Genomic DNA, 19,976 nt, shown 5'->3' on the forward strand with positions numbered 1-19,976 from the left:
TCAGCCATGCTCTCATGAGCCCATTCACGCGGACGCCTCGGTCAGGATCTCACCATCCCTGACTCTCTGGACGAAACGTCTTCTCGCGCTACTCTTCTCAATCCTCGATTTATATTGTTGAAACGAAAAAGGGGTCACCCGTCTCCTCATAGCCTGCGCTATAAGAAGGACGAGTAACCCCGTGGTGCCACCTTCGTTGGTTCCAAAGAACCCACTTCACGGACAATCATCCGCTTCCCCGTGATAACGGTGGGTAACCCGCTAAAGCCTACTCAAAGTTCGGTTTAGAGCTCAGAAGTCCATTCGCGACGTCCCATATACTGATTCGCACCAACCATCAGCTCTCTGTCATACAGGATTCGTCGTTACTTCTCTTCGTCGACGCCTTTATTCGTTTCAGTTAAGTTAATTCGTACTATACAGGGCAGATGAATCCATGTCAAATAAAAAAAATATAAAAACTTTGCCTCTATATGTGCATCCAAAAATGAGAAACCTTCATCGATTTTTCGAATTGACATTGTTTTTTTTCGTCTGCTATAGTCGTCCACAACAACATTTCACTCAGCTAAAGGAGAATCGATTTTGGAAACAAACAAACTAAAACGCGAGCTGTCCACCCGGCAACTTACGATGATTTCCCTCGGGAGTGCCATCGGAACCGGGCTGTTCCTAGGAAGCGGTCTCGCGATTCAAACCGCTGGTCCGAGCGTGCTCGTCAGCTATGCCATCGGGGCGTTCATCGTCCTCTTACTCATGGGTGCTCTCGCCGAAATGACGGTTGCCCATCCAACATCTGGATCATTCGGAACGATTGCCGAGCGATACGTTCATCCACTCGCTGGTTTTCTCGTCCGTTACTCTTACTGGGTCGCAAACGTACTGGCTGTAGGAGTTGAAGTCAGTGCCATCGCCATTTACATGCGCTACTGGTTCCCCGATGTGAATGGGTTCGTCTGGGTCGCCCTCTTCGGTGGATTACTCATTTACGTCAACGCCCGTCACGTTCACACGTTCGGAACGACCGAATACTGGTTATCCTTCATCAAAGTAACTGCCATCATCCTATTCATCGTCCTCGGTGCCGCCACATTGTTCGGCGAACCAGGATCACCAATTGAGTCAATCACGACAGGAAACGAAGGCTTCTTCGCGTTCGGTTTTTACGGAATGTGGGTGACGATTTTCATCTCCCTCTTCAGTTTCCTTGGAACCGAACTTGTCGCTGTGACAGCGGGAGAAGCGAAAGACCCGGACCAGGCTGTACCACGCGCTTTACGCGCGACCGTGTTCCGCTTGACGTTCTTCTATGTCGTCACGCTCGCGATCATGCTCATGCTGATCCCATGGCAGCAAGCCGGGATCGACCAAAGTCCGTTCGTGCTCGTCATGGAACAGTTTGATGTCCCGTTCGCGGCAGGCATCCTCAACTTTGTGATTTTGATCGCCGCCTTGTCTGCGATGAACGCGCAGCTTTACGCGTCGACACGTATGATGTACTCGCTTGCGGAAGCCGGCGATGCACCGAAAGCGTTCAAAAAAATCAGCAAAAATGGGATCCCGATGTTCGCGCTACTCGTTTCAACGGGCGGGATCATCCTCGCCGCTTTGCTACAAGTATTCATGGAGTCGTCGTATCCATTCTTGATGGGAATCTCGATGTTCGGAGCTATTTTCACTTGGTTCATGGTCTTCGTCTCCCACTTGTTCTTCCGTAAGAAATGGACTGGGCGAAAACTCCCTGTCCGCATGATGGGATATCCATTCCTCCCATTGCTCGGGGTGGTCTTACTGCTCAGCCTGATGATCACGACATGGTTCACGGATTTCAACATCTTGCTGAAGTTCGGCGTACCTTGGTTGATCGGATTGACGATCATCTATTACGTGCGTGAACAAATGCGTAAAAAACAAGATCGTCCAAGCGATATCGAACAAGCCAATTAACAAGCATCCCTTCGCGACAGCGGAGGGATTTATTACGCACAAAAGCTCCTTTCGCAATCGAAAGGAGCTTTTTGGTTGATGCATCAGAAGAACTGACGCGGATTGACCGTGCTACCTGCACTCGTTGCCGAGTATGAGTAGCCGCCTTTATGAATCTCAAAGTGCAAGTGCGGACCTGACGAGTTCCCTGTGTTTCCAAGCGTCCCGATGTTCGACCCTTGCGTCACACGCTGTCCAGAGCTGACAGATACCGAGTTCATGTGCGCATAAACCGTCGTCCAAACTTGACCGTTGATGACGTGCGCGATCATGACGTGGTTGCCGTATGCACCACCCCAACCTGCACGAATGACCGTACCTGTCGCAGATGCACGAATCGGTGTCCCTGTTGGACCGGCGATGTCTACACCGTTATGGAACGTGTAACCATACGCACCACTTGCCGGACCCCATCCTTGCGAGTAGCGTCCTGAAGCTGGTTGAATGAACATCGTGCTAGACGGTGCTGGCGTCGATGTCGTCGGTGCCGGCTTTGGCTCTGGTTTCGGAGCTGGCGTTGGCGCCGGTGCCGGTTTTGGAGCTGGCGTTGATGGTGTCGTGTTGTTTGAAGACGATGAAGACGGGGTATTCGATTTATTGTCTTGTTTTTGTTGAGCAGCTTGACGAGCCGCTTCCGCTTCTCGTTCCGCCTCTGCCTGACGAGCAGCCTCAGCTTGACGTGCAGCTTCTGCTTGGCGGGCTTCTTCCGCTTTACGTGCCGCCTCTTGACGAGCTGCCTCTTCCGCACGACGACGGGCTTCCTCTTCTTCGCGACGTTGCGCTTCGATTTCAGCCGCGATCGCCTGTTCTTGTGCGACTAATGTCGCTTCAATTTCTTGAAGGTCAAAGATCTGTGATTCGAACTTGATGTTCTTCTCTTCAAGCTCTTTAATGCGCTTTTCACGCTGCTTCATTTTCTTCTCAAGCTCGGCTTGACGCACTTCAAGTGCCTTTTGTTGTTCAAGAAGTGAAGCACGTTCTGCTTTTAAGTCAGCCTGCGCTTCTTTCAACGAACGCTGTGTCGCTTCATAGTCATCGAACAACTCTTGGTCACTACGCTGAATCGTTCCAGCTGTGATCATACGCGTGACGAGATCAGAGAGATTTTTTGAACCGAAGATGAACTCAGCCCAGTTGATTGAACCGCCACCGTTCTTTTGCATCGTGGCCATACGCTCTTTCATCATCGCTTCTTGCGCCTTCATTTTTTCTTGGTAATCTTTAATGTCGGCTTCAAGATCCTCAATCTTCATCTCGGTGCGCTTGATTTCTTGGCGTTTCATGGCGACATCATTGATGATGTCTTGCAATTGTGCGTCCATTTTATTGACCTCAGCCTGAACTTTTGAAATCTCTTCCTTGTTTCCTTCAATTTTTGAAGATGTTTCTGACTGGTCTTTTTTCACACTGTCGCGCTTTTCTTTTACTTTTTGTTGTTGTTCTTGCTTCTCTTTAATCGAAGTCGATGCATCCGCAACTGTATGTGTGCTGATGAGCATCACACCGAGCGTCAACGTCGAGACTGTGCGTTTCCAATTCATGAATGGGGTACATCCTTTCTTAAATGACAAACGTGAGTACCTACTACACTACATATTTAAAGCCGTTTCAGTATGTAACAAAAACGATCATTTGGTTGAGTTTCAACACGACTAATTATATCTAACTGATAGATATTTTCCTGTTAAAGTTATATTTCAATTTTATTACGCAAGAACAAAGGTTCGGACAATGAATGCATAGAACTTATTATTTACCAATACCTTTTCAGACTGTTCGATTTGACATCTTTCTGTAATGTTTTATGTAAATAGAGAACAATTTACCCTATTTTAAAATAATAAGCGCATGGAACTGCATATCCCTTTTCCAATTAATGGGGTGACTCATCAAAAAAATCCATGCCGTCGCTGCATGTGAACATGAGCAAAGGCATGGATATCGAATACATGGATTCTCAAGTTATAGTTTCATCGCACCGACGATGACAAAGATCCAGGCAGCGATGAATAACACGCCGCCAATCGGTGTCACGGCTCCGAGTTTTGTAATTCCCGTCAATGCCATGACGTACAAGCTTCCTGAGAAGAAGACGATCCCCGCAAACATGAGCCAACCGGCCACGTTGAACTGGCTGATGCTCACGCGCATGAGGAGCGCTGCAATCCCAATGATTCCAAGCGCGTGCACCATATGGTAGAGCACACCTGTCTGCCAGTTTGCCAACATGTTTGGCGCCAATCTCTCTTTTAGCGCATGGGCGCCGAATGCACCAAGTGCCACACCGAGTGCCATCAATCCGGCACCGATCATTAATAATATCTTCATTTCCGTTCCCCCTTATCTGACTTTTCGTGCTGGTAAATTCCACTTCCGATAGTAGGATATCACTCGAAGTGTCGCGACGACAATTAAAAGCGCGTACACAGCAAGACCGCCTTCGAGCTTGAAGTAATACGTAATGACCGCAATGAGAATCGCCCAAATCGCATACACCTCAGACTGTAAGACGAGAGGCTTACGTCCTGCCAATAAGTCCCGGACCACACCTCCGCCAACGCCAGTCAAGACAGCCGCCGCAATCGCAGCAGATAAAGGTAAATCAAGCTTGATGGCGACTTGTGCCCCTTGAAAGGCAAACGCAACGAGACCAATGGCGTCGACAATGACACCCCAGCGTTCCCAATGTGGCAATACGACACTCGGGAGCAGGAAGATGAGGAGTGCGACAAGAAAACATAAAATAAATAAATCATTCTGTTGCCAAATTAAGCTGACGGGGTTTCCTAACAGGACGTTTCGAATCGCGCCACCTCCGAAGGCAGTGATAAACGCCAATAGCCACACCCCAAAAATATCGTATTTTTCATCCATCGCAATGATGGCTCCGCTCGCCGCGAACGCAATCGTTCCGACGACGTTGAGCAATTCCCACTCCATGAACATCCCTTGCCCTTTCTTCAACGCATTGTATGGTAAAGTATAGTTACAAAAATTCAGGTCAGTCGTGCGACTGTCGTAAAGGATGTCGGTATTACAATGAAACGTATCGCTTTGTTCCGCATATGGATTATCGTCACCATGTTCGCCCGATTCATCATTCGGCTGTACGCCTTTTCACGCAAACAACAACAAGGTGTCGCCACGACAGAAGAATATGAAGCACTCATGCTCAAGCTCGCGCGTGAATACAAACGAAACGCGCTACGGCTCGAGGGCTTGTTAATCAAACTCGGACAATTCTTGTCGATTCGTGCGGACTTATTGCCACCCGCCGTCTTGAACGAGCTATCAGAGCTCGTCGACCGTGTCCCGACGTCTGGTTGGGAGAAATCGCGCGCGATTCTAGAAGCGGAATGGGGCGTGCCTTACTCACAAGTCGTCAAAGACGTCGGCATCGATGCCGTCGCCTCGGCTTCCATCGGGGAAGTATATGGTGCCACGCTTCTTGAAAACGGCAAACGGGTCGCCATCAAAATCCAGCGTCCGAATATCGAAAAAATCATCCGGACCGACTTCCGTGCGATGCGGATTGTCACATCGATGTTAAAGCGGACATCCCTCGCTAAATCAACCGACTTAGATAGCTTATATCGCCAGATGATTTTTGTCATCGGGGACGAACTAAATTTTCAAACCGAATTAAAAAATGCCCTGTATTTTAAAGCCAAATACGCGGATAACCGAGACGTTTATATCCCGGACTATCACGAGCATCTCTGTACGAACCGCGTCTTGACGATGGACTGGGTCGACGCACGCCGAATCACTGACCTCGCCTTTTTAAAAGAAAATGGAATCGACCGTTCCGCCCTAGCTGAACGACTCTTCACACTCGCTGCCGAACAGCTATTGTTTGGTGGGCAGTTCCATGCCGATCCACACCCCGGAAACGTCCAAATTCGAGCCGATGGCACCATCATCTTACTCGATTTCGGTATGGTCGGACAGACAACGGCACAAGACATGGCCACGATTCGGAATATCTTACAGGCGTTCATCTCGCTCGACTATGATAGCATCGTCGATGGATTAGAAGACTTGCGCTTCCTCTTACCGACGGCAAACAAACAAAACATTCGCCAAGCACTAGAGAAAGCGGTCACCTTCTACCTAGAAACGGACATCGATACCGTCGATACGAAATTGATTGAGAAGGTGTTACAGGACATTCAATTGCTCGTCAAAAACGAACCGATTCAGCTCCCGGCGGAATTTGCCTTCTTCGGTCGGGCCGCTTCGACCTTGCTCGGGATCCTGCAAATCCTCGACCCAAAAATCGACCTGTTCACACTCGGTAAACCGATTGTCATCGAATGGCTCGAGGAAGACGGGACAACGCTTCAAAATCGTTACGTGAAGACCGGAATCAACTATGCGAAGAAACTGTTAAACGTTCCTCCACTTCTGGATAATTACTTAAAAGAACCGACACGAAAACGTCTGTCGGAGCAAGCGATGTTCCAACGAAACCTTGAATCCAAGGAACTCTTGCACCGTCAGACGTTCAATGCCATCGTCATCTTGCTCGGTTTGCTCGTCGGCCTACTCGGCTATATTCGACCGGATGAATGGCTCTTCTGGTCAGGTGGCGTCGTCTCCGTTTTAGCTTATTTCAATTGGAGACGCCTCGGACGAAAGATTCGTCATTTGGCACGCCAAGACTTTCGAGTATAAGCGAACCGTCACTCTCAGCAGTGGCGGTTTTTTGTTGAATCCATTGTGCGATATAAGCACCGACGTCACGCATCATGCGGGGTGTCGTCCAACCCATGGTCGATACTTGAATGACGTTCGCCTGCTTTAAGTAGCCACTCTCATACTGGACGAGATAGCCTTGATAGGACAGTTGGCGCCCGAGCTCGACCGAGGATAGCTCGCACGGAACTGGAATCGTGATGATGCCAGGTGATTGGGCGGGACACACATCGACCGATAAACCGTTCTCTTGTAAGGCATTAAGCAACGTATTCATCTTTACAGAATGTGAAACGACTTCATCTTCTGTCAACTCATCCAGCGCGATCGCCATCGCTGAGAGAAGCGGTTCCGATTGTGTGAAGGCAATCGGTTGATAGAGGGATAAATCCAAATAGCGCGCTGTATGTGGTGTCGCAATCGCCGGATGCTTCATTGCGACGAACGCGAGACCCGGGGCGTTCCGTAACGCCTTTCCTGAAGAGAAGGTCACGTAGTCCGCAAATGAATAGTCATAAACGAGCGTTCCGACGGCACTGATCGCATCAATGGCGATAATGCCTTGCCATGTATGGAGCGGGTCGAGATTGATGAAAATCCCTAACGATGTCTCGCAATGAACCGTCCATACCCAGTCTGGTGCAATGCGCTCGAGTTGAGAAATATCCCACTGCCCCTCTTGGTCCACTGAGACCACGTCAAAAGACAGACCGACACGCCGGGCATGGTCAATCAAACGTTCTCCAAATTCACCCGCATTGAATATGAGCCCGTGTCCGTCCAATCGAGCCGCGACCGCATCATTGGCGACCGTCCCACTTCCAAGAAGCGTATAGACATGCGGGAGTCCGATTCGTTCCGCCAGTTTTTGTTGCACCGCTTCAAGCACTCGTCCCGTCTCATTTGAACGATGTGGGCGCGGCTGCATGGAGAGTCGTTCTCTCACGCGTTCCGAACATTCAACGGGTCCTGCTAGTAAACTTTTCGGGCGTAGAATCGACGCTGATTTGGATTCATAAAAAGCCGAACGCGTTAACACCATCGGCACATATCGTGCTTCCTCAGGACCGATTGGATCCGCAAATGGGACAAACCCAAATCGACGATAGAGCACTTGTTCACGTGTCGTTCCACTGATGACGATGCCATCAACCTCACGCTCTGTCGCATCATCGATAACCGCACGCATCAATCCAGCGAACGTTCGATTGCGCCGATAAGGTTTAGTCACAGCGAGCAGACGAATCTCGAGCCAATTCCCTTCAGGAATGCGCACACCCTTTTGTTCCAATGAAAATGGTCGTTTACCACGTAACGCACACATGGCAATCACTTCCCCATCCACTTCTCCAATCCAATATGTATTTTCTTCGTGAAACTTGTCGACAAGTCGCCTTTCCGGATTTGATGGATGTTGCGGAATCTCTTCGACGAATGTTTCGTAATTCAACCGATGTATCGCTTCAAAATCTGATACTTCGGCTTTTCGGTACACAATCATGCTTTTTCCTCCTTCACATGATGATAGATAATAAGAATCGTAATCAGCGTGGCCCAGATGACATTTTCGACATTCCAAAGTGCAGAGAGCGGAAGTAAAATGAGCATGACCAGTCCCGTCTCGCGAGAGTTCCCTGTTAATTTGATTAAGAGTAACAAGATAGCAAGACCCCCAATAAACCACCACGGATCATATGCCCATATGATTCCAGAAAAAACGGCATATCCCTTCCCTCCCGCACGGATTCGCCAAAATGGATAAATATGCCCGAGCGTGAGTGCGAACGCCGTCTCCCAAAAATACGGTCCGCTCATCTGTAGGACGAGAATCGTCTTGAGCACGTCGAATCCATAGACGATGAGAAACGCCTTCACTCCACCGATGCGATGTGCATTGCGTGCACCGGTATTCTTCGAACCAGTTGTCGCTAAATCATGTCCACTTAGCACCCCATACAGTCTGCCCCCGAGCAGACTTCCGACTAAATAGCCTATGATGATGATCCACATAGTATCCCCTCATTTTTTGGAAATTTGTGTGCGTTTCAGAAAAACGGGTATCCTCTAATTAACTGTGCACTTTTTGGAAAGGGGAAATCAAGATGCGAGAAGAGAAAAATTTCATTAATGGGGAATGGACAGAAACGGGACAAACGATCGAGGTACGCAATCCGGCTACAGGCAATGTGATGGCCGTCGTGACAAAAAGTGATACACAAGAAGCGACACAAGCCGTCGATGCTGCACATGAGGCGTTACAAGAATGGCAACAAAAAACAGCAGAAGAACGAGGGGAGCTACTCAATGAGTGGCATCGTTTGATTGCAGAACATACAGAAGAGCTTGCCCGAACGATGGTCGAGGAACAAGGGAAACCGCTCAAGGAAGCAATCGGTGAAATCAACTATGCAAATGGATTCATCGACTGGTATGCAGCAGAAGGACGACGCGTGTACGGAGAGACGATTCCTGCTTCATCAAACCAGAAACGAATCTTTGCCATCAAACAACCGGTGGGCGTCATCGCAGCCATCACACCTTGGAACTTCCCGGCTGCCATGATCACACGGAAAGTCGCTCCGGCGCTCGCTGCAGGCTGTACGGTCGTCATGAAACCAGCATCGGCGACCCCGTTGACCGCCATCGAATTGGTCAAATTAGCGGAGAAGGCCGGATTCCCAAAAGGGGTCATCAACCTTGTCACTGGACAAGCTTCAGATATCGTCAAAGCGTGGCAACAAGATAAACGGGTCCGAAAATTGACGTTCACAGGATCAACGGAAGTCGGAAAAATGCTCATGCGTGACGCTGCGGACACGATGAAAAAGATTTCACTCGAACTCGGTGGACATGCCCCGCTCATCGTCACGGCCAAAGCGGATTTAGATAAGGCTGTTCCGCAAGCGGTCGCCACAAAGTTCCGAAACGGTGGACAGACGTGCGTCTGCGCGAACCGAATCTATGTCGAACGCGCCGTCGTCGATGAATTCTCGGAGCGTTTCATTAAAGAGGTCGAAGCGTTGAAAGTCGGCAACGGACTAGAGGAAGGTGTCGACATCGGTCCGCTCATCGATGACGATGCGCTCAGTAAAGTCGAAAAGCATATTGAGGACGCACAGATTCGTGGCGGTGAAGTGTACGGTGGCGAGGTGCTAGACGGCTTATTCATCCGTCCTGCCGTCATCCGTTATGCGAATGAAGACATGCTCTGCATGAACGAAGAAACGTTCGGACCCGTCGCACCGATTGCAACGTTCGATTCGCTCGATGAAGTCATCAAACGGGCGAACAACACGCCGTTCGGCTTAGCCGCTTACTTGTTCACGCAAGACATCAATGAGGCGGTCTATTTAGCTGAATCGCTAGAGTATGGGATTGTCGGTGTGAATGACGGACTTCCGTCAACGCCGCAAGCGCCTTTCGGTGGTTGGAAAGAGAGCGGACTCGGTCGTGAAGGCGGTCATCACGGTATTGAGGAATTTTTAGAAGTCAAATACATCTCACTCGGATTGTGAGTATAGGTATACAAAAAGGCTTGTCGACATTGATATGCGACAAGCCTTTTCTTATCGGTTGACCCACTCGACTAAATCATGTGGAGACTGGATCACGTGATCCGCAAGTGCCCACTCTTCTTCATTGCCGAATCCGAACCCTGTCAAGACGACGGGAAAGTCATGGGCGCGAGCCGCCTCGACATCCGATTTACGATCACCGACCATAATATAGTCCGCCTCTCCGTGCCGGACACGGTGCGCTGTCAGAATGTCTGCCTTCTTCTCGCCCCCAACAGATTCTAAACATTCGGGTGCCGTCATATATGGACGAATCTGTTGCGTATCTAAAATCAAATTCATATAATGAACACCGCAGTTACTCGCTGTCGTCAGCGTATGACCTTGCTCGTGAAGTGTCTCCAACATCTCACGAATTCCGTCAAATAAGACATTTTGTCCTTCCATCGTTTGCTCAAGCGTCGTATGACGGAGTCTGCGAATGAGACGAATCTCCTCAAGCGTCGCTTCCGGGATGACATGCTCCCAAAACGCGTTACCTGCCAAGCCGTATCCTGAACGGACCGCCTCTTCACTCGGTTTCGGAAGATGAGGAAGCTCCTCTAGTGCCTCATGAATCGCCTTTGTCATCGGTCCGGTCGTATCTACTAACGTGCCATCGATATCAAATAAAATTACTGCCATTGGATTGATCCCCTCTCTTTCACTCTCTCCTTACCGTAGCAGAATCCCCGAAAATGCAAAAGAGAAAACGTGATGACAAAAAAACGACTGAACCGATTCGTCCAGTCGCCTCTATTATCCACGCCAGAAGTTCATGCCACCTTTTACAGAATAGACGTCGGTATATCCGGCACTCTTCAGCATCGCTGCCGCACGTTGGCTACGCATCCCGCTCTGACAGATGACATAGACAGGACGCTCCTTTTCTTTCGGATATTTCGCTTGAGCATTACCGAATCCGGATAAAGGTATGTTTTTCGCCTGCTTGATATGTCCCCCGCGGTATTCATGCGGCTCACGCACATCCAACAATTGAATGTTCCGTTCTTCTGCGATTCTCCGTTTTAAATCGTCTGTCGAAACCGTTTTGACATTGTTACGACGACTCCACCAGAAATACACAAGTCCAATGACGACTGCCACAAAAAGAAAGTCCAACATATTCACGCCTCCATTTACATTTCGTTTCTTGTACCCATTATACCCCCTATGGTATTTAAGTCAATGAAAATGAATCCACAAAAAAACCACATGTGCATCACATGTGGTTCAAAAATCGAGCAATGAATCGGATTTAGGTTGTTCGTCTTCTTCCATGGGAATCCCGAGAAAAGCGGCCATCTGACGATCAAGCGGAGGTTTCGTTTCACTTGTCACGGTCGGGGACTGTGATGCCCCAACGCTTTTTGCTTCAGACGTCTCCGCTAACAAGAGTTCACAAAAACCCATTAACTTTGCCAAATGACGCTTTTGCGCTTCGCCGATTGACGACTCAATCTGTGTCATCACCTGACGCATTTGGGCGATGACTTGTTGTTCTGTAATCATAGTCCGTACACATCCTTTACGCTTCCATTGTGAAGGATTTCATCCTCGATTCGCAAGTATCTTTAACGATTCCTTGACTCGACCCAATTTAAAAAGGCGTCATAGTCAAAACGAACTTGATTTGCATAAAAATCAGCCCATCTCGATAACTGTCGAATAAACAGGGACGGGGAGTCACCGATTGCCGCCGCGATTCGTTCGCTTGCCGTATAATCGAGCACATTCGATGACGCATCGGCCCGTGCGTGAATCTTCGCCGTGATTTGCGCTTGCACTTTCAACGTCTCAATGAGCGACGTCTCATCTTTCATGTGTTTCGCTTTCACTTTCCGCTTATACGGAGAACGTTGCCTCACATAATATTCTTTATCGTCGATTGTCAAATAGCCGAGATACGGGTCACGACTGTGGACCATTGCTCGTTGTGCGGCGACGACACGAGCGCCTTGATGCGACAATCCGTTCTCAAACAGCGGATGTGTCGGAAGAAAGAGAGACGGGACGGCGGACTGTGCTTGCTTCATCTCTAAAATAACATCTTCATCATGTTCTTCGTCGGCACCTTCAATCAAAATATAGTAGCGTTCTAAACCAATCGAAGCCGTGCCGCTCTGAAGTTTGATGGCGATATCTTTGATTTCGTAGTGATCAGCATGATGTCGGTGTTGGTCTGACAATGAAGACAGATAATCGCCCCATGCCGCTTCAATTTTCTCCCGTACTTCTGAAGAGACGGGGAGCAGGTCGTCACTCGTCGAAAAATAACGTTCCTCGTCCCGTACCTCCGTCCGTTCGGACATGAATTCATCTTTCTTCTTTTCCGCTTTTTTTATGACTTTTTTGACCGCTTTACACGTATTATCTTTCGTGAATTGAATATGCTCACTCCATCCAAGCGCATGTTTTTCAATGGCTTTGGCATAGGACTCAGCAAACGCTTGAATGGCTGCCTTGCCGTCGAATCCTGACTCGGCGGCGAACAAATCGACAGAGACCGCCATCCGCAACAAATCGAACAGATAGGACCCGATATACGCCTCATCAAAGTCGTTCACGTCATAGATGATGGTACCGGCCCCGTCTTCGAACACACCGAAATTTTCAAAGTGTAAGTCTCCTTGAATAAACGTCGGATGGTCAGGACCTGTGTCAAAGGCGATCGGTACTTTCGCAAAGTCGTAGTAGAACAAGTGTGAGCTCCCTCGAAAGAACGAGAACGGGCTTGAACTCATCTTCGCGTACTTCTCTTGTCTCGCCTCTTCCGAAAGCTGTCGAATCGACTGGTCGTAAAAATCAAGGACGGTCCCAATCGTCTCGCACCGAATTTGTTGTTTGACGGCTGTGAACATACGGCTCTCCCCTTCACTTGTTGAATAAGTGTTTATATTCCCCGTATCCCGCCTCTTCAAGCTCTTCTACAGGAACGAATCGGAGAGCGGCCGAGTTGATGCAATAGCGTAAGCCACCAAGCTCTTTTGGACCGTCATCAAACACGTGACCAAGGTGACTGTCCCCTTGTTTTGAACGGACTTCTGTCCGTACCATGTGATGCGTCGTGTCCATGTTCAAATCGACGCGCTTCTCCTCGATTGGACGTGAGAAGCTCGGCCATCCGCAATTCGACTGAAACTTATCGTGCGATGTGAAGAGTGGTGTCCCGTCAACGATATCCACGTACAGCCCTTCTCGTTCTTCATCCCAATATTCATTTTGGAACGGTGGCTCTGTCCCGTTTTCTTGCGTCACTTTATACTGCATCGGTGTCAAGCGTTCACGAAGTGCTTGTTGTTGTTTACGATCGCTCCATGCCTCTTTGATGAACTTCGCGCGTCCTGAACCGACACGGTACATCTCATAGCGGAACGGATTTTTTTTATAGTAGTCTTGATGATAGTCTTCCGCTTCCCAGAACGTTTTCGCAGGGCGGATATCGACTTCAATCGAACGATCGAAGCGACCCGAATCTTCCACTTCCTGTTTCGAACGCTCCGCTGCAGCCTGTTGCTCTTCTGAATGATAGAAGATGGCTGGACGGTACGATTCACCGCGGTCATTGAACTGCCCTCCGCCATCTGTCGGATCGATTTGACGCCAATAGATGCGTAGCAACTCCTCATACGAAATGACTTCTGGATCAAATGTGATTTCAACCGCCTCTAAATGTCCTGTCGTCTCCGAACAGACTTGTTGATACGTCGGGTTGTCGACATGTCCTCCTGTATATCCAGAAATGACACGCTCCACTCCCTCATATTTATGAAACGGTTTGACCATGCACCAGAAACAGCCTCCCGCAAATGTAGCTTTTGCCATGATAAATCCCTCCTTACTTTGTAGTGTACCCAAAAATGTGGCAAGACAACAAAAAACGAGAACCACAAAATGTGTTCTCGCTTCAGTCCTCTTCCACCTGATTCACATGACGCATCACCAAAAATAAGATGACTCCAACAATCGCAGCCCCTAAAAGCGTCAACACCATGTTATCTCGAGCTGATAAAGTATAAAAGATCGCTAATCCAATCAAAATGAGCGCAATCGGAATAAACGCTCGCTTAAAATGATCCCAGTAACGCACGGACAGTCCTCCTTTTCTCTTATCATACCAAACTTTCGATTTTCCATAACGAAAGTTCTAAAAGTTGAAACATGTCTGTTCTACCGAAATGGATCGATTAGAATCGGGATTGAACCTTAATGAAGGTAAGCTCTCCGTGAGGTCACAGGTTAATCCTGTTTGTTTTTGACAAGATGCTTTATACTTTAACTAAATATTCCCATACAGGATAAGGGGGAGTTTTGATGCTCACAATCATTAATGCGTTCTTTATCAACCTGTGTATCTTGTTCACGCTCTTCACGATTTCCTTTTTACCGTTTCGCAATCGACCTCGTTTAACTCCACAGTCTCCTTTGAAAGGAAGGGTTTTACTCGGGGTACAGACCGGATTGATTGCCATCCTCCTTTTGGTAAATGCCTTACCGCTCGAGGGGATACTCATCGACCTACGTAATATTCCCGTTTTGCTTGCCGTTCTATTCGGGGGATGGGTGAGTGGTGCTGTCGCAGGTATCATATTATTAATCGGTCGTTCCCTAGTTCTGTTCTTTACAAATGGTACCATGCTCGGTCTCTATCTAGCCATCGCCACAATAGTTACGTTAGTTGTCTTAACAAGTCTTTTACGGAAACGCATGGATAATACTCGGCCTACTTTGCTCGTATTCACTACGATCAGTATTGCCATTTTTGGGGCAGCGCTTTATGCCGCGCTTCCACTAAACTTGTTCTATCCCGTCTTAATCGTCTACATGTTAATGTCTTACGGGGGAGCTTGCGCCGCCTATCGATTACTGCTCGAACTACGCCGTCACTTTGAGAACGTCCAACATCAACAGCAACTAGCGCGTACAGATGCGCTCACCGGGATTGCCAATCGGCGTCTCTTGAACGAAGCCATGGCCAACTTGACGGTCGAGGCAGAAGAATACGCATTGATTTTGGTCGACATCGATCATTTCAAACGGGTGAATGACACATACGGTCACGACGTCGGAGATGATGTTTTGCGCGAGCTCGGCATGCTCCTCGTGAATGAGAGCAATGAGCGCCATTTAGTCGGTCGCTTCGGCGGCGAAGAATTTTTAATCGTCATGCCCCATGCTAATCGAGAAGAAGTATCGCAGCTTGCTGAATCTATTCGAGAAAAGGTTTCAACGTTCCCGTTCGAGACGAGTGCCGGTACGCTCCACATCACTGTTTCGCTTGGAGCTTGCCATTCGAATGATATTGAAATCGACAGTGTGTTAAAACATGCAGATGAAGCGTTATATCACGCAAAAGAGTCCGGTCGGAATCGTTTCATCCTCGCCTCTTAATGTGTCAAACTCTTCACACTTGAGCGCGTTTTCTCGCTTTACTTTCTCGAAATGAATCGTTAAACTAGGCTAGACTTTGATTCAGATCGATACATCATGATTTATTCAGAAAAGGGGAAACATCGTTCATGTCAGTTTTGTTATCTTTATTTGGAATTATGTTTATCGGCTCGTTCGCGATTGATTATAGACGTGGAAAGACACTTCAACAATCGGCAATCGGGGGGATTCGTTCGATTCAGAACAACATGTGGATTTTCTTCCGGACCTCACTTTCGATGATGATTATCATCGGTCCGCTCTTGTTGATTTCAGGTTTTGTATTCTCGGATTTGGTGAGCTTTAACACGATCCCAGCATTCATCATCGCCGTTCTCAGTATCGGCTTTGCGGAACGGATCATCGGGATGACCGTGGCACCACTCGTCCGCACATTTTGGCATCAACGCGGTCGTCTCATGCCACTTTATTTAGATGCCGCTCTCTACGTATTCCTACTCTCTATTCTCGTTCTAGAGTTCTTGATGAACATCCCGGGGATTGATCTTCAGTCACCGTTCATTGCGCTATTCTATGCGTTCGCTCTCTTCTTCACGAGATACTTGTTCAGTTTGATTCGATTCACGGTTCAAAAAGGCCTAGCCTCGAATTAATTCATGACCCAATCCATGCGTGTTCGCACGTATGGATTTTTTATTATTCTTATTGACAATGAGAATCGTTATCAACTATACTCTAGTTGTAGCTTCCCAAAAGCTTGGCGTGCACGTTCCCCAAACATATCACGTCACGTGGATTCCCCTCCACGACACTCTTTTTGAAAGCATTGCGACAACCCCCATTTGTTGCACCCATATTTGCCATAAACAAGACGAGCAGCCCACCGACGGGGCTGCTCGTCTTTTTCATGATGCGAACACTTCTTGTTCGATTTGTTTCAATTCATAGAACATGCCACGTTTCGTCATCAATTCCTCATAAGAACCGACCTCGACGATCCGTCCAGCTTCCATGACGATAATCTGATCAAACGTTTCGAGACCCGTCAAACGGTGACTGACAAGAATGAGTGTGCCTGTTCCGGCTTGCTGTAGCAATTCAGAAAAGACATGGGCCTCCGTTCCTGCATCGAGTGCCGATGTCGGTTCATCAAGCAACCAAAGAAGTCCGTTTTTAAGAAGTGCCCGTGCGATGGCGAGGCGCTGACGTTCTCCACCTGACAAGTTTGCCCCTTTCTCCAGGACCGGTTCGTCTAGCGAGAATGACAAACGGACGCGCTCAAGTGCTACGTTCATCGCTTCATCTGCGAAGTCACCGGCTAACGCCAGGTTTTCCCGTACGGTTCCGTAAAAGAAATGATTGTCTTGCAAGACAACACTTGCATGTTGCCAAATAGATGTTTGTTTGACATCGTTCATATTGTAATCATCCAACCGAATCGTGCCGTCTTCCGTCCGAACGAAAGCCATTAGCAATTGAAGTAACGTCGACTTCCCTGACCCGCTCGGTCCGACGATTACCGTCTTCGAACCGCTCGGTATGTGTAACGTTACCTCATCTATCACATCTCGATACGTGTCTGGATAGCGATAGCGAACATGGTCAAATGAAATGGACGGTGCGGCCGTAAACGTCACGTCTTGACGTTTCGCCTCACGCGCCTCAATCGTTTCACTCGGCTCCGTCACTTCAAACAAACGATCCGCTGCTTGCTTGCTGTCTGCAAAGTGACCTGGGAACACGGCCATCGGCGTCGTATTCTCAAACGCTGTGAGCGACATCATGATCAGCATTGCCAAGAACAACCCGTTCAGGTCTCCATTTACCACCTGATACGCACCGATGGCCAAGACGCCCCATGAGACGAATAAGGAAGCGGCAACGACGAGCGCCGAATTGAAGAACTGATTCGTCGTGTCTTTCCGCTCTGCCTCCATGTAACGCTCACTATGCGAATAGACAGTTTGTTTCGTGCGATCGAGTTGGTGATGAAGTTTTAAATCCCGGTATCCGAACAGCATCTCTGTCAATTGAATCGACACATCTCCGCGCAATCCACGAATCGTCTCATCGTGATGGGCACGGATTCGTGCAAATCCGAGCGGAATCAAGAATCCTGTAACGAGTACACCAAACAAGATCCATAGGCTGACCGCAAACGAGAAGAAGGTGACAAAGAAGATGGTGCTCAAAAAGACGAGTACGAGAATGATCGGCGGATAAAACACGCGAAGGAAGTAGTTTTGAAGACTCTCGACGTCCCCGACGACGCGTGCGAGCAAATCGCCGCTCCGATATTTCGCAAAGATGGACGGAACGAGCGGCTCTAACTGACGATAGAACCGGACGCGCAACTCACTTAAAATCGTAAACGTCGCCCGGTGTGAGGCGAGGCGTTCCCGATAACGGCTTCCTGCCCGGATGACACCGAACAGTTTAATTAAGACAACCGGTACCATGAGTGCATACAGGGGCGGGACGAGCCCTGCCCGTGATACGAGATAGCCACTTGCCGCGAAGAGGGCGACCGCTGCAATCCCTGCTGCATATCCAAAGAAGATGGAGAGGAGGATGTCTTTCTTTTCGCGCATCATCCATTTTGTAATCGTCCAAAGCGAGTTCATCGGCTCACCCCTTTCTGAAGTGCAAACAACTCCGCATACTCTGGGACAGCGAGTAACACTTCATGCGTCCCTTCTGCGATTCGCTTCCCATCATCCATGAACCAAATCGTGTCTGCCTCTTTGATTGTATGCAGACGATGCGCAACCGTGATTAACGTTGCACCTTTTGACAGCTCTTCAATCGAGCGTCTGACAATCCGCTCTGTTTTCAAATCGAGACCGGTCGTCGGTTCATCAAACAATAAAATACCAGGTCGCTTAAAGAAAGCACGTGCGAGTGCAAGGCGCTGCCGTTCCCCACCGGATAGTCCAAATCCACCTTCTCCGAGTTCTGTCCAGATCCCGTTCGGCAACTGGTCAATCACCTCGGATAGTCCAGCTGCCTCGGCTGCTTCGAGTAACGCACTCTCGTCAGCTACTTCACCTAAAGCAATGTTTTCGGCGAGTGTCCCGGCGAACAGATACGGGTTTTGAGAGATATACGCAATATTTCCATACCAGGCAGATTCCTCATACGTATGCAAAGGTTCGCCATCCACGAGGACGCGCCCTGATTTCACCTGCAAAAGTCCTGAGATCACGTTAAGGACAGTCGTCTTCCCGGAACCGCTCGCGCCGACTAACGCAAGGTGGGTGCCGGACGAGATGCGACCACTCAATGGCTGAAGGGAAAAGCGTCCACCAGCGTACTCAAACGATATCTCTTCAAGCTCGAGGTCCGGTGTCCGTGAACGAAGCGACTTTGTCCCCCACTGAATGCGATCATCCGGGGCGTCTAATACGTCAAAGATTCGGTCTGCTGCGCCCATACTGCCACGTCCCGTATGAAAGGCACTGCCCAGGTCTTTGATGGCCAAGTAATACTCTGGCGCCAACACAAGAATCAAGAATCCTGAGAAGAACGTCAGGTTCTCCCAAACGACCATCTGTAGCGCGACTTCCAGTGCTACAACGCCGGTGCTGAGCATGGAGATGAATTCCAACATGAGGCCAGATAAGAATGCCGTCTTTAAGACGACCATCGTCGCATCCCGAAAGTCGAGACTGCTCTTCTCAATCGCTTTCGCTTCTTGTTCGGTCCGATTGTAGAGTTTAAGTGTCGTCAAACCCTGTAAGACATCCAAAAACTTTCCGGAAAATTGATTCATCTTCTCCATCTGTTCCTCAGATTTTTTCTGTGTCGCAATCCCGATGATAATAAAGAACAAAGGGATAAACGGTGCCGTCACCATCATGATGACACCTGAAATCCAATGTTGGCTGAAGACGACAACCAAAATCAGAAGCGGGATAATCGAGGTTTGAATCACTTGTGGCCAATATTGACTGAAGTAGGCGTCAACCTCGTCAACAGCATCCATGAACACACTGACCTTCTTCCCAGATTGTCCCGTCAAAGAGGACTCGACCGGGCTCGTGGCATAGCGATCTAGTAATTGCAGACGTAACGCCCGTTTCGCTTTTTCCGATAAACTCGCTCCGATTCGTCCGGAGACGTATCCAAAAAGTGCTCGTGCCAATAGGGCGACGACGAGCCAAAGCAACGCCGGAATGATGGTTTCAAATGATTCATCTTTTAAAAAGATTCGGTCGACGATGTCGACGATTAAATACGCTTGCGCCAAAATCGATAGTCCAATCATGACCGCGGATAACACGAGTCCGATGATGTGACCTCGCTCGGCGAACGCAAGGGCTTGCAGTCGTTTCACTGCATTCATCC

The 19,976-nt window shown here is 48.7% G+C and carries 18 protein-coding genes and 2 other annotated features (1 of these 20 only partly in view); of the genes, 5 read left to right on the forward strand and 13 right to left on the reverse strand.

The features are described 5' to 3' along the window. Window positions 1-114, reverse strand: a binding site (T-box leader); it reaches 114 nt to the left of the window's first position. Window positions 115-162: 48 nt separating this feature from the next. Continuing rightward, window positions 163-391 (reverse strand) — a binding site (T-box leader). A gap of 242 nt (window positions 392-633) precedes the next feature. Then, window positions 634-1,947 carry an amino acid permease gene (locus KNO71_RS05755; protein WP_251031958.1) on the forward strand — a complete coding sequence of 438 codons (1,314 nt, stop codon included), beginning with the start codon at window positions 634-636 and terminating at the stop codon, window positions 1,945-1,947. Window positions 1,948-2,030: 83 nt separating this feature from the next. Here KNO71_RS05755 and KNO71_RS05760 read toward each other — a convergent pair whose 3' ends face one another. From KNO71_RS05760 to KNO71_RS05770, 3 genes are all read right to left on the reverse strand, one after another. Further along, window positions 2,031-3,527, reverse strand: a complete 1,497-nt coding sequence (locus tag KNO71_RS05760) for a murein hydrolase activator EnvC family protein (RefSeq protein WP_214687624.1) — start codon at window positions 3,525-3,527, stop codon at window positions 2,031-2,033. A 421-nt stretch (window positions 3,528-3,948) separates the two neighbouring features. Further along, a complete protein-coding gene (locus KNO71_RS05765; protein WP_074035530.1) occupies window positions 3,949-4,314 on the reverse strand; it encodes a DUF423 domain-containing protein in 366 nt (121 codons plus the stop codon). Between the two features lie 12 nt (window positions 4,315-4,326). Further along, on the reverse strand, window positions 4,327-4,932 hold the full coding sequence (locus KNO71_RS05770) for a trimeric intracellular cation channel family protein (RefSeq protein WP_012727503.1): 606 nt from the start codon (window positions 4,930-4,932) through the stop codon (window positions 4,327-4,329). Window positions 4,933-5,025: 93 nt separating this feature from the next. Between KNO71_RS05770 and KNO71_RS05775 the strand changes: the two genes are divergently transcribed. Continuing rightward, complete coding sequence (locus KNO71_RS05775) at window positions 5,026-6,663, forward strand: ABC1 kinase family protein (protein WP_214687626.1); 1,638 nt, start codon at window positions 5,026-5,028, stop codon at window positions 6,661-6,663. Here the strand turns inward: KNO71_RS05775 and KNO71_RS05780 are convergent. Together KNO71_RS05780 and KNO71_RS05785 are read right to left on the reverse strand one after the other, a co-directional pair. Further along, complete coding sequence (locus tag KNO71_RS05780; protein WP_214687628.1) at window positions 6,602-8,185, reverse strand: GNAT family N-acetyltransferase; 1,584 nt, start codon at window positions 8,183-8,185, stop codon at window positions 6,602-6,604. The two genes, KNO71_RS05775 and KNO71_RS05780, sit on opposite strands and share 62 nt — an antisense overlap. Then, entirely contained in the window at window positions 8,182-8,694 is a 513-nt protein-coding gene (locus KNO71_RS05785) for a glycerol-3-phosphate acyltransferase (protein WP_214687630.1), read from the reverse strand. The genes KNO71_RS05780 and KNO71_RS05785 overlap by 4 nt, the downstream gene beginning before the upstream one ends. 92 nt (window positions 8,695-8,786) lie before the next feature. Here KNO71_RS05785 and KNO71_RS05790 point away from each other — a divergent pair, with 92 nt between their 5' ends. After that, complete coding sequence (locus KNO71_RS05790; RefSeq protein ID WP_031422044.1) at window positions 8,787-10,199, forward strand: NAD-dependent succinate-semialdehyde dehydrogenase; 1,413 nt, start codon at window positions 8,787-8,789, stop codon at window positions 10,197-10,199. A 51-nt stretch (window positions 10,200-10,250) separates the two neighbouring features. On the opposite strand, the gene KNO71_RS05795 is transcribed toward KNO71_RS05790, so the two are convergent. From KNO71_RS05795 to KNO71_RS05820, 6 genes are all read right to left on the reverse strand, one after another. Continuing rightward, on the reverse strand, window positions 10,251-10,883 hold the full coding sequence (locus KNO71_RS05795; RefSeq protein ID WP_031422042.1) for an HAD family hydrolase: 633 nt from the start codon (window positions 10,881-10,883) through the stop codon (window positions 10,251-10,253). 114 nt (window positions 10,884-10,997) lie between these two features. Next, window positions 10,998-11,363, reverse strand: a complete 366-nt coding sequence (locus KNO71_RS05800; RefSeq protein ID WP_214687632.1) for a rhodanese-like domain-containing protein — start codon at window positions 11,361-11,363, stop codon at window positions 10,998-11,000. Window positions 11,364-11,471: 108 nt separating this feature from the next. After that, a complete protein-coding gene (locus KNO71_RS05805) occupies window positions 11,472-11,750 on the reverse strand; it encodes a DUF5327 family protein (RefSeq protein WP_214687634.1) in 279 nt (92 codons plus the stop codon). Window positions 11,751-11,812: 62 nt separating this feature from the next. Beyond that, a complete protein-coding gene (locus KNO71_RS05810; protein ID WP_214687636.1) occupies window positions 11,813-13,099 on the reverse strand; it encodes a DUF2252 domain-containing protein in 1,287 nt (428 codons plus the stop codon). A gap of 13 nt (window positions 13,100-13,112) precedes the next feature. Further along, window positions 13,113-14,063 carry a peptide-methionine (S)-S-oxide reductase MsrA gene (msrA, locus tag KNO71_RS05815; RefSeq protein ID WP_214687638.1) on the reverse strand — a complete coding sequence of 317 codons (951 nt, stop codon included), beginning with the start codon at window positions 14,061-14,063 and terminating at the stop codon, window positions 13,113-13,115. 82 nt (window positions 14,064-14,145) lie between these two features. Further along, window positions 14,146-14,328 carry a hypothetical protein gene (locus KNO71_RS05820; RefSeq protein ID WP_031422036.1) on the reverse strand — a complete coding sequence of 61 codons (183 nt, stop codon included), beginning with the start codon at window positions 14,326-14,328 and terminating at the stop codon, window positions 14,146-14,148. A 224-nt stretch (window positions 14,329-14,552) separates the two neighbouring features. Between KNO71_RS05820 and KNO71_RS05825 the strand changes: the two genes are divergently transcribed. Together KNO71_RS05825 and KNO71_RS05830 are read left to right on the forward strand one after the other, a co-directional pair. Further along, on the forward strand, window positions 14,553-15,629 hold the full coding sequence (locus KNO71_RS05825) for a diguanylate cyclase (RefSeq protein ID WP_214687640.1): 1,077 nt from the start codon (window positions 14,553-14,555) through the stop codon (window positions 15,627-15,629). A gap of 128 nt (window positions 15,630-15,757) precedes the next feature. Then, on the forward strand, window positions 15,758-16,282 hold the full coding sequence (locus KNO71_RS05830; protein WP_214685288.1) for a hypothetical protein: 525 nt from the start codon (window positions 15,758-15,760) through the stop codon (window positions 16,280-16,282). 252 nt (window positions 16,283-16,534) lie between these two features. Here KNO71_RS05830 and cydC read toward each other — a convergent pair whose 3' ends face one another. Both cydC and cydD read right to left on the reverse strand, forming a co-directional pair. Next, window positions 16,535-18,253: a thiol reductant ABC exporter subunit CydC gene (gene cydC / locus KNO71_RS05835; RefSeq protein WP_214687642.1), complete on the reverse strand. Its 1,719-nt coding sequence runs from the start codon at window positions 18,251-18,253 to the stop codon at window positions 16,535-16,537. Further along, window positions 18,250-19,974 (reverse strand): thiol reductant ABC exporter subunit CydD, encoded by a 1,725-nt coding sequence (gene cydD, locus KNO71_RS05840; RefSeq protein ID WP_078147772.1) that lies wholly within the window; start codon window positions 19,972-19,974, stop codon window positions 18,250-18,252. The genes cydC and cydD overlap by 4 nt, the downstream gene beginning before the upstream one ends. Window positions 19,975-19,976: the final 2 nt, after the last annotated feature.

Origin of the sequence: Exiguobacterium sp. s163, assembly GCF_018617135.1 — a bacterium.
Classification (GTDB): domain Bacteria; phylum Bacillota; class Bacilli; order Exiguobacteriales; family Exiguobacteriaceae; genus Exiguobacterium; species Exiguobacterium profundum.

What these genes read in the sequence shown, in the direction of transcription:
- KNO71_RS05755 (WP_251031958.1), top strand. Translation starts at nt 634, where the DNA reads ATGATTTCCCTCGGGAGTGCCATCGGAACCGGGCTGTTCCTAGGAAGC.
- KNO71_RS05760 (WP_214687624.1), bottom strand. Translation starts at nt 3,527, where the DNA reads ATGAATTGGAAACGCACAGTCTCGACGTTGACGCTCGGTGTGATGCTC.
- KNO71_RS05765 (WP_074035530.1), bottom strand. Translation starts at nt 4,314, where the DNA reads ATGAAGATATTATTAATGATCGGTGCCGGATTGATGGCACTCGGTGTG.
- KNO71_RS05770 (WP_012727503.1), bottom strand. Translation starts at nt 4,932, where the DNA reads ATGTTCATGGAGTGGGAATTGCTCAACGTCGTCGGAACGATTGCGTTC.
- KNO71_RS05775 (WP_214687626.1), top strand. Translation starts at nt 5,026, where the DNA reads ATGAAACGTATCGCTTTGTTCCGCATATGGATTATCGTCACCATGTTC.
- KNO71_RS05780 (WP_214687628.1), bottom strand. Translation starts at nt 8,185, where the DNA reads ATGATTGTGTACCGAAAAGCCGAAGTATCAGATTTTGAAGCGATACAT.
- KNO71_RS05785 (WP_214687630.1), bottom strand. Translation starts at nt 8,694, where the DNA reads ATGTGGATCATCATCATAGGCTATTTAGTCGGAAGTCTGCTCGGGGGC.
- KNO71_RS05790 (WP_031422044.1), top strand. Translation starts at nt 8,787, where the DNA reads ATGCGAGAAGAGAAAAATTTCATTAATGGGGAATGGACAGAAACGGGA.
- KNO71_RS05795 (WP_031422042.1), bottom strand. Translation starts at nt 10,883, where the DNA reads ATGGCAGTAATTTTATTTGATATCGATGGCACGTTAGTAGATACGACC.
- KNO71_RS05800 (WP_214687632.1), bottom strand. Translation starts at nt 11,363, where the DNA reads ATGTTGGACTTTCTTTTTGTGGCAGTCGTCATTGGACTTGTGTATTTC.
- KNO71_RS05805 (WP_214687634.1), bottom strand. Translation starts at nt 11,750, where the DNA reads ATGATTACAGAACAACAAGTCATCGCCCAAATGCGTCAGGTGATGACA.
- KNO71_RS05810 (WP_214687636.1), bottom strand. Translation starts at nt 13,099, where the DNA reads ATGTTCACAGCCGTCAAACAACAAATTCGGTGCGAGACGATTGGGACC.
- msrA (WP_214687638.1), bottom strand. Translation starts at nt 14,063, where the DNA reads ATGGCAAAAGCTACATTTGCGGGAGGCTGTTTCTGGTGCATGGTCAAA.
- KNO71_RS05825 (WP_214687640.1), top strand. Translation starts at nt 14,553, where the DNA reads ATGCTCACAATCATTAATGCGTTCTTTATCAACCTGTGTATCTTGTTC.
- KNO71_RS05830 (WP_214685288.1), top strand. Translation starts at nt 15,758, where the DNA reads ATGTCAGTTTTGTTATCTTTATTTGGAATTATGTTTATCGGCTCGTTC.
- cydC (WP_214687642.1), bottom strand. Translation starts at nt 18,253, where the DNA reads ATGAACTCGCTTTGGACGATTACAAAATGGATGATGCGCGAAAAGAAA.
- cydD (WP_078147772.1), bottom strand. Translation starts at nt 19,974, where the DNA reads ATGAATGCAGTGAAACGACTGCAAGCCCTTGCGTTCGCCGAGCGAGGT.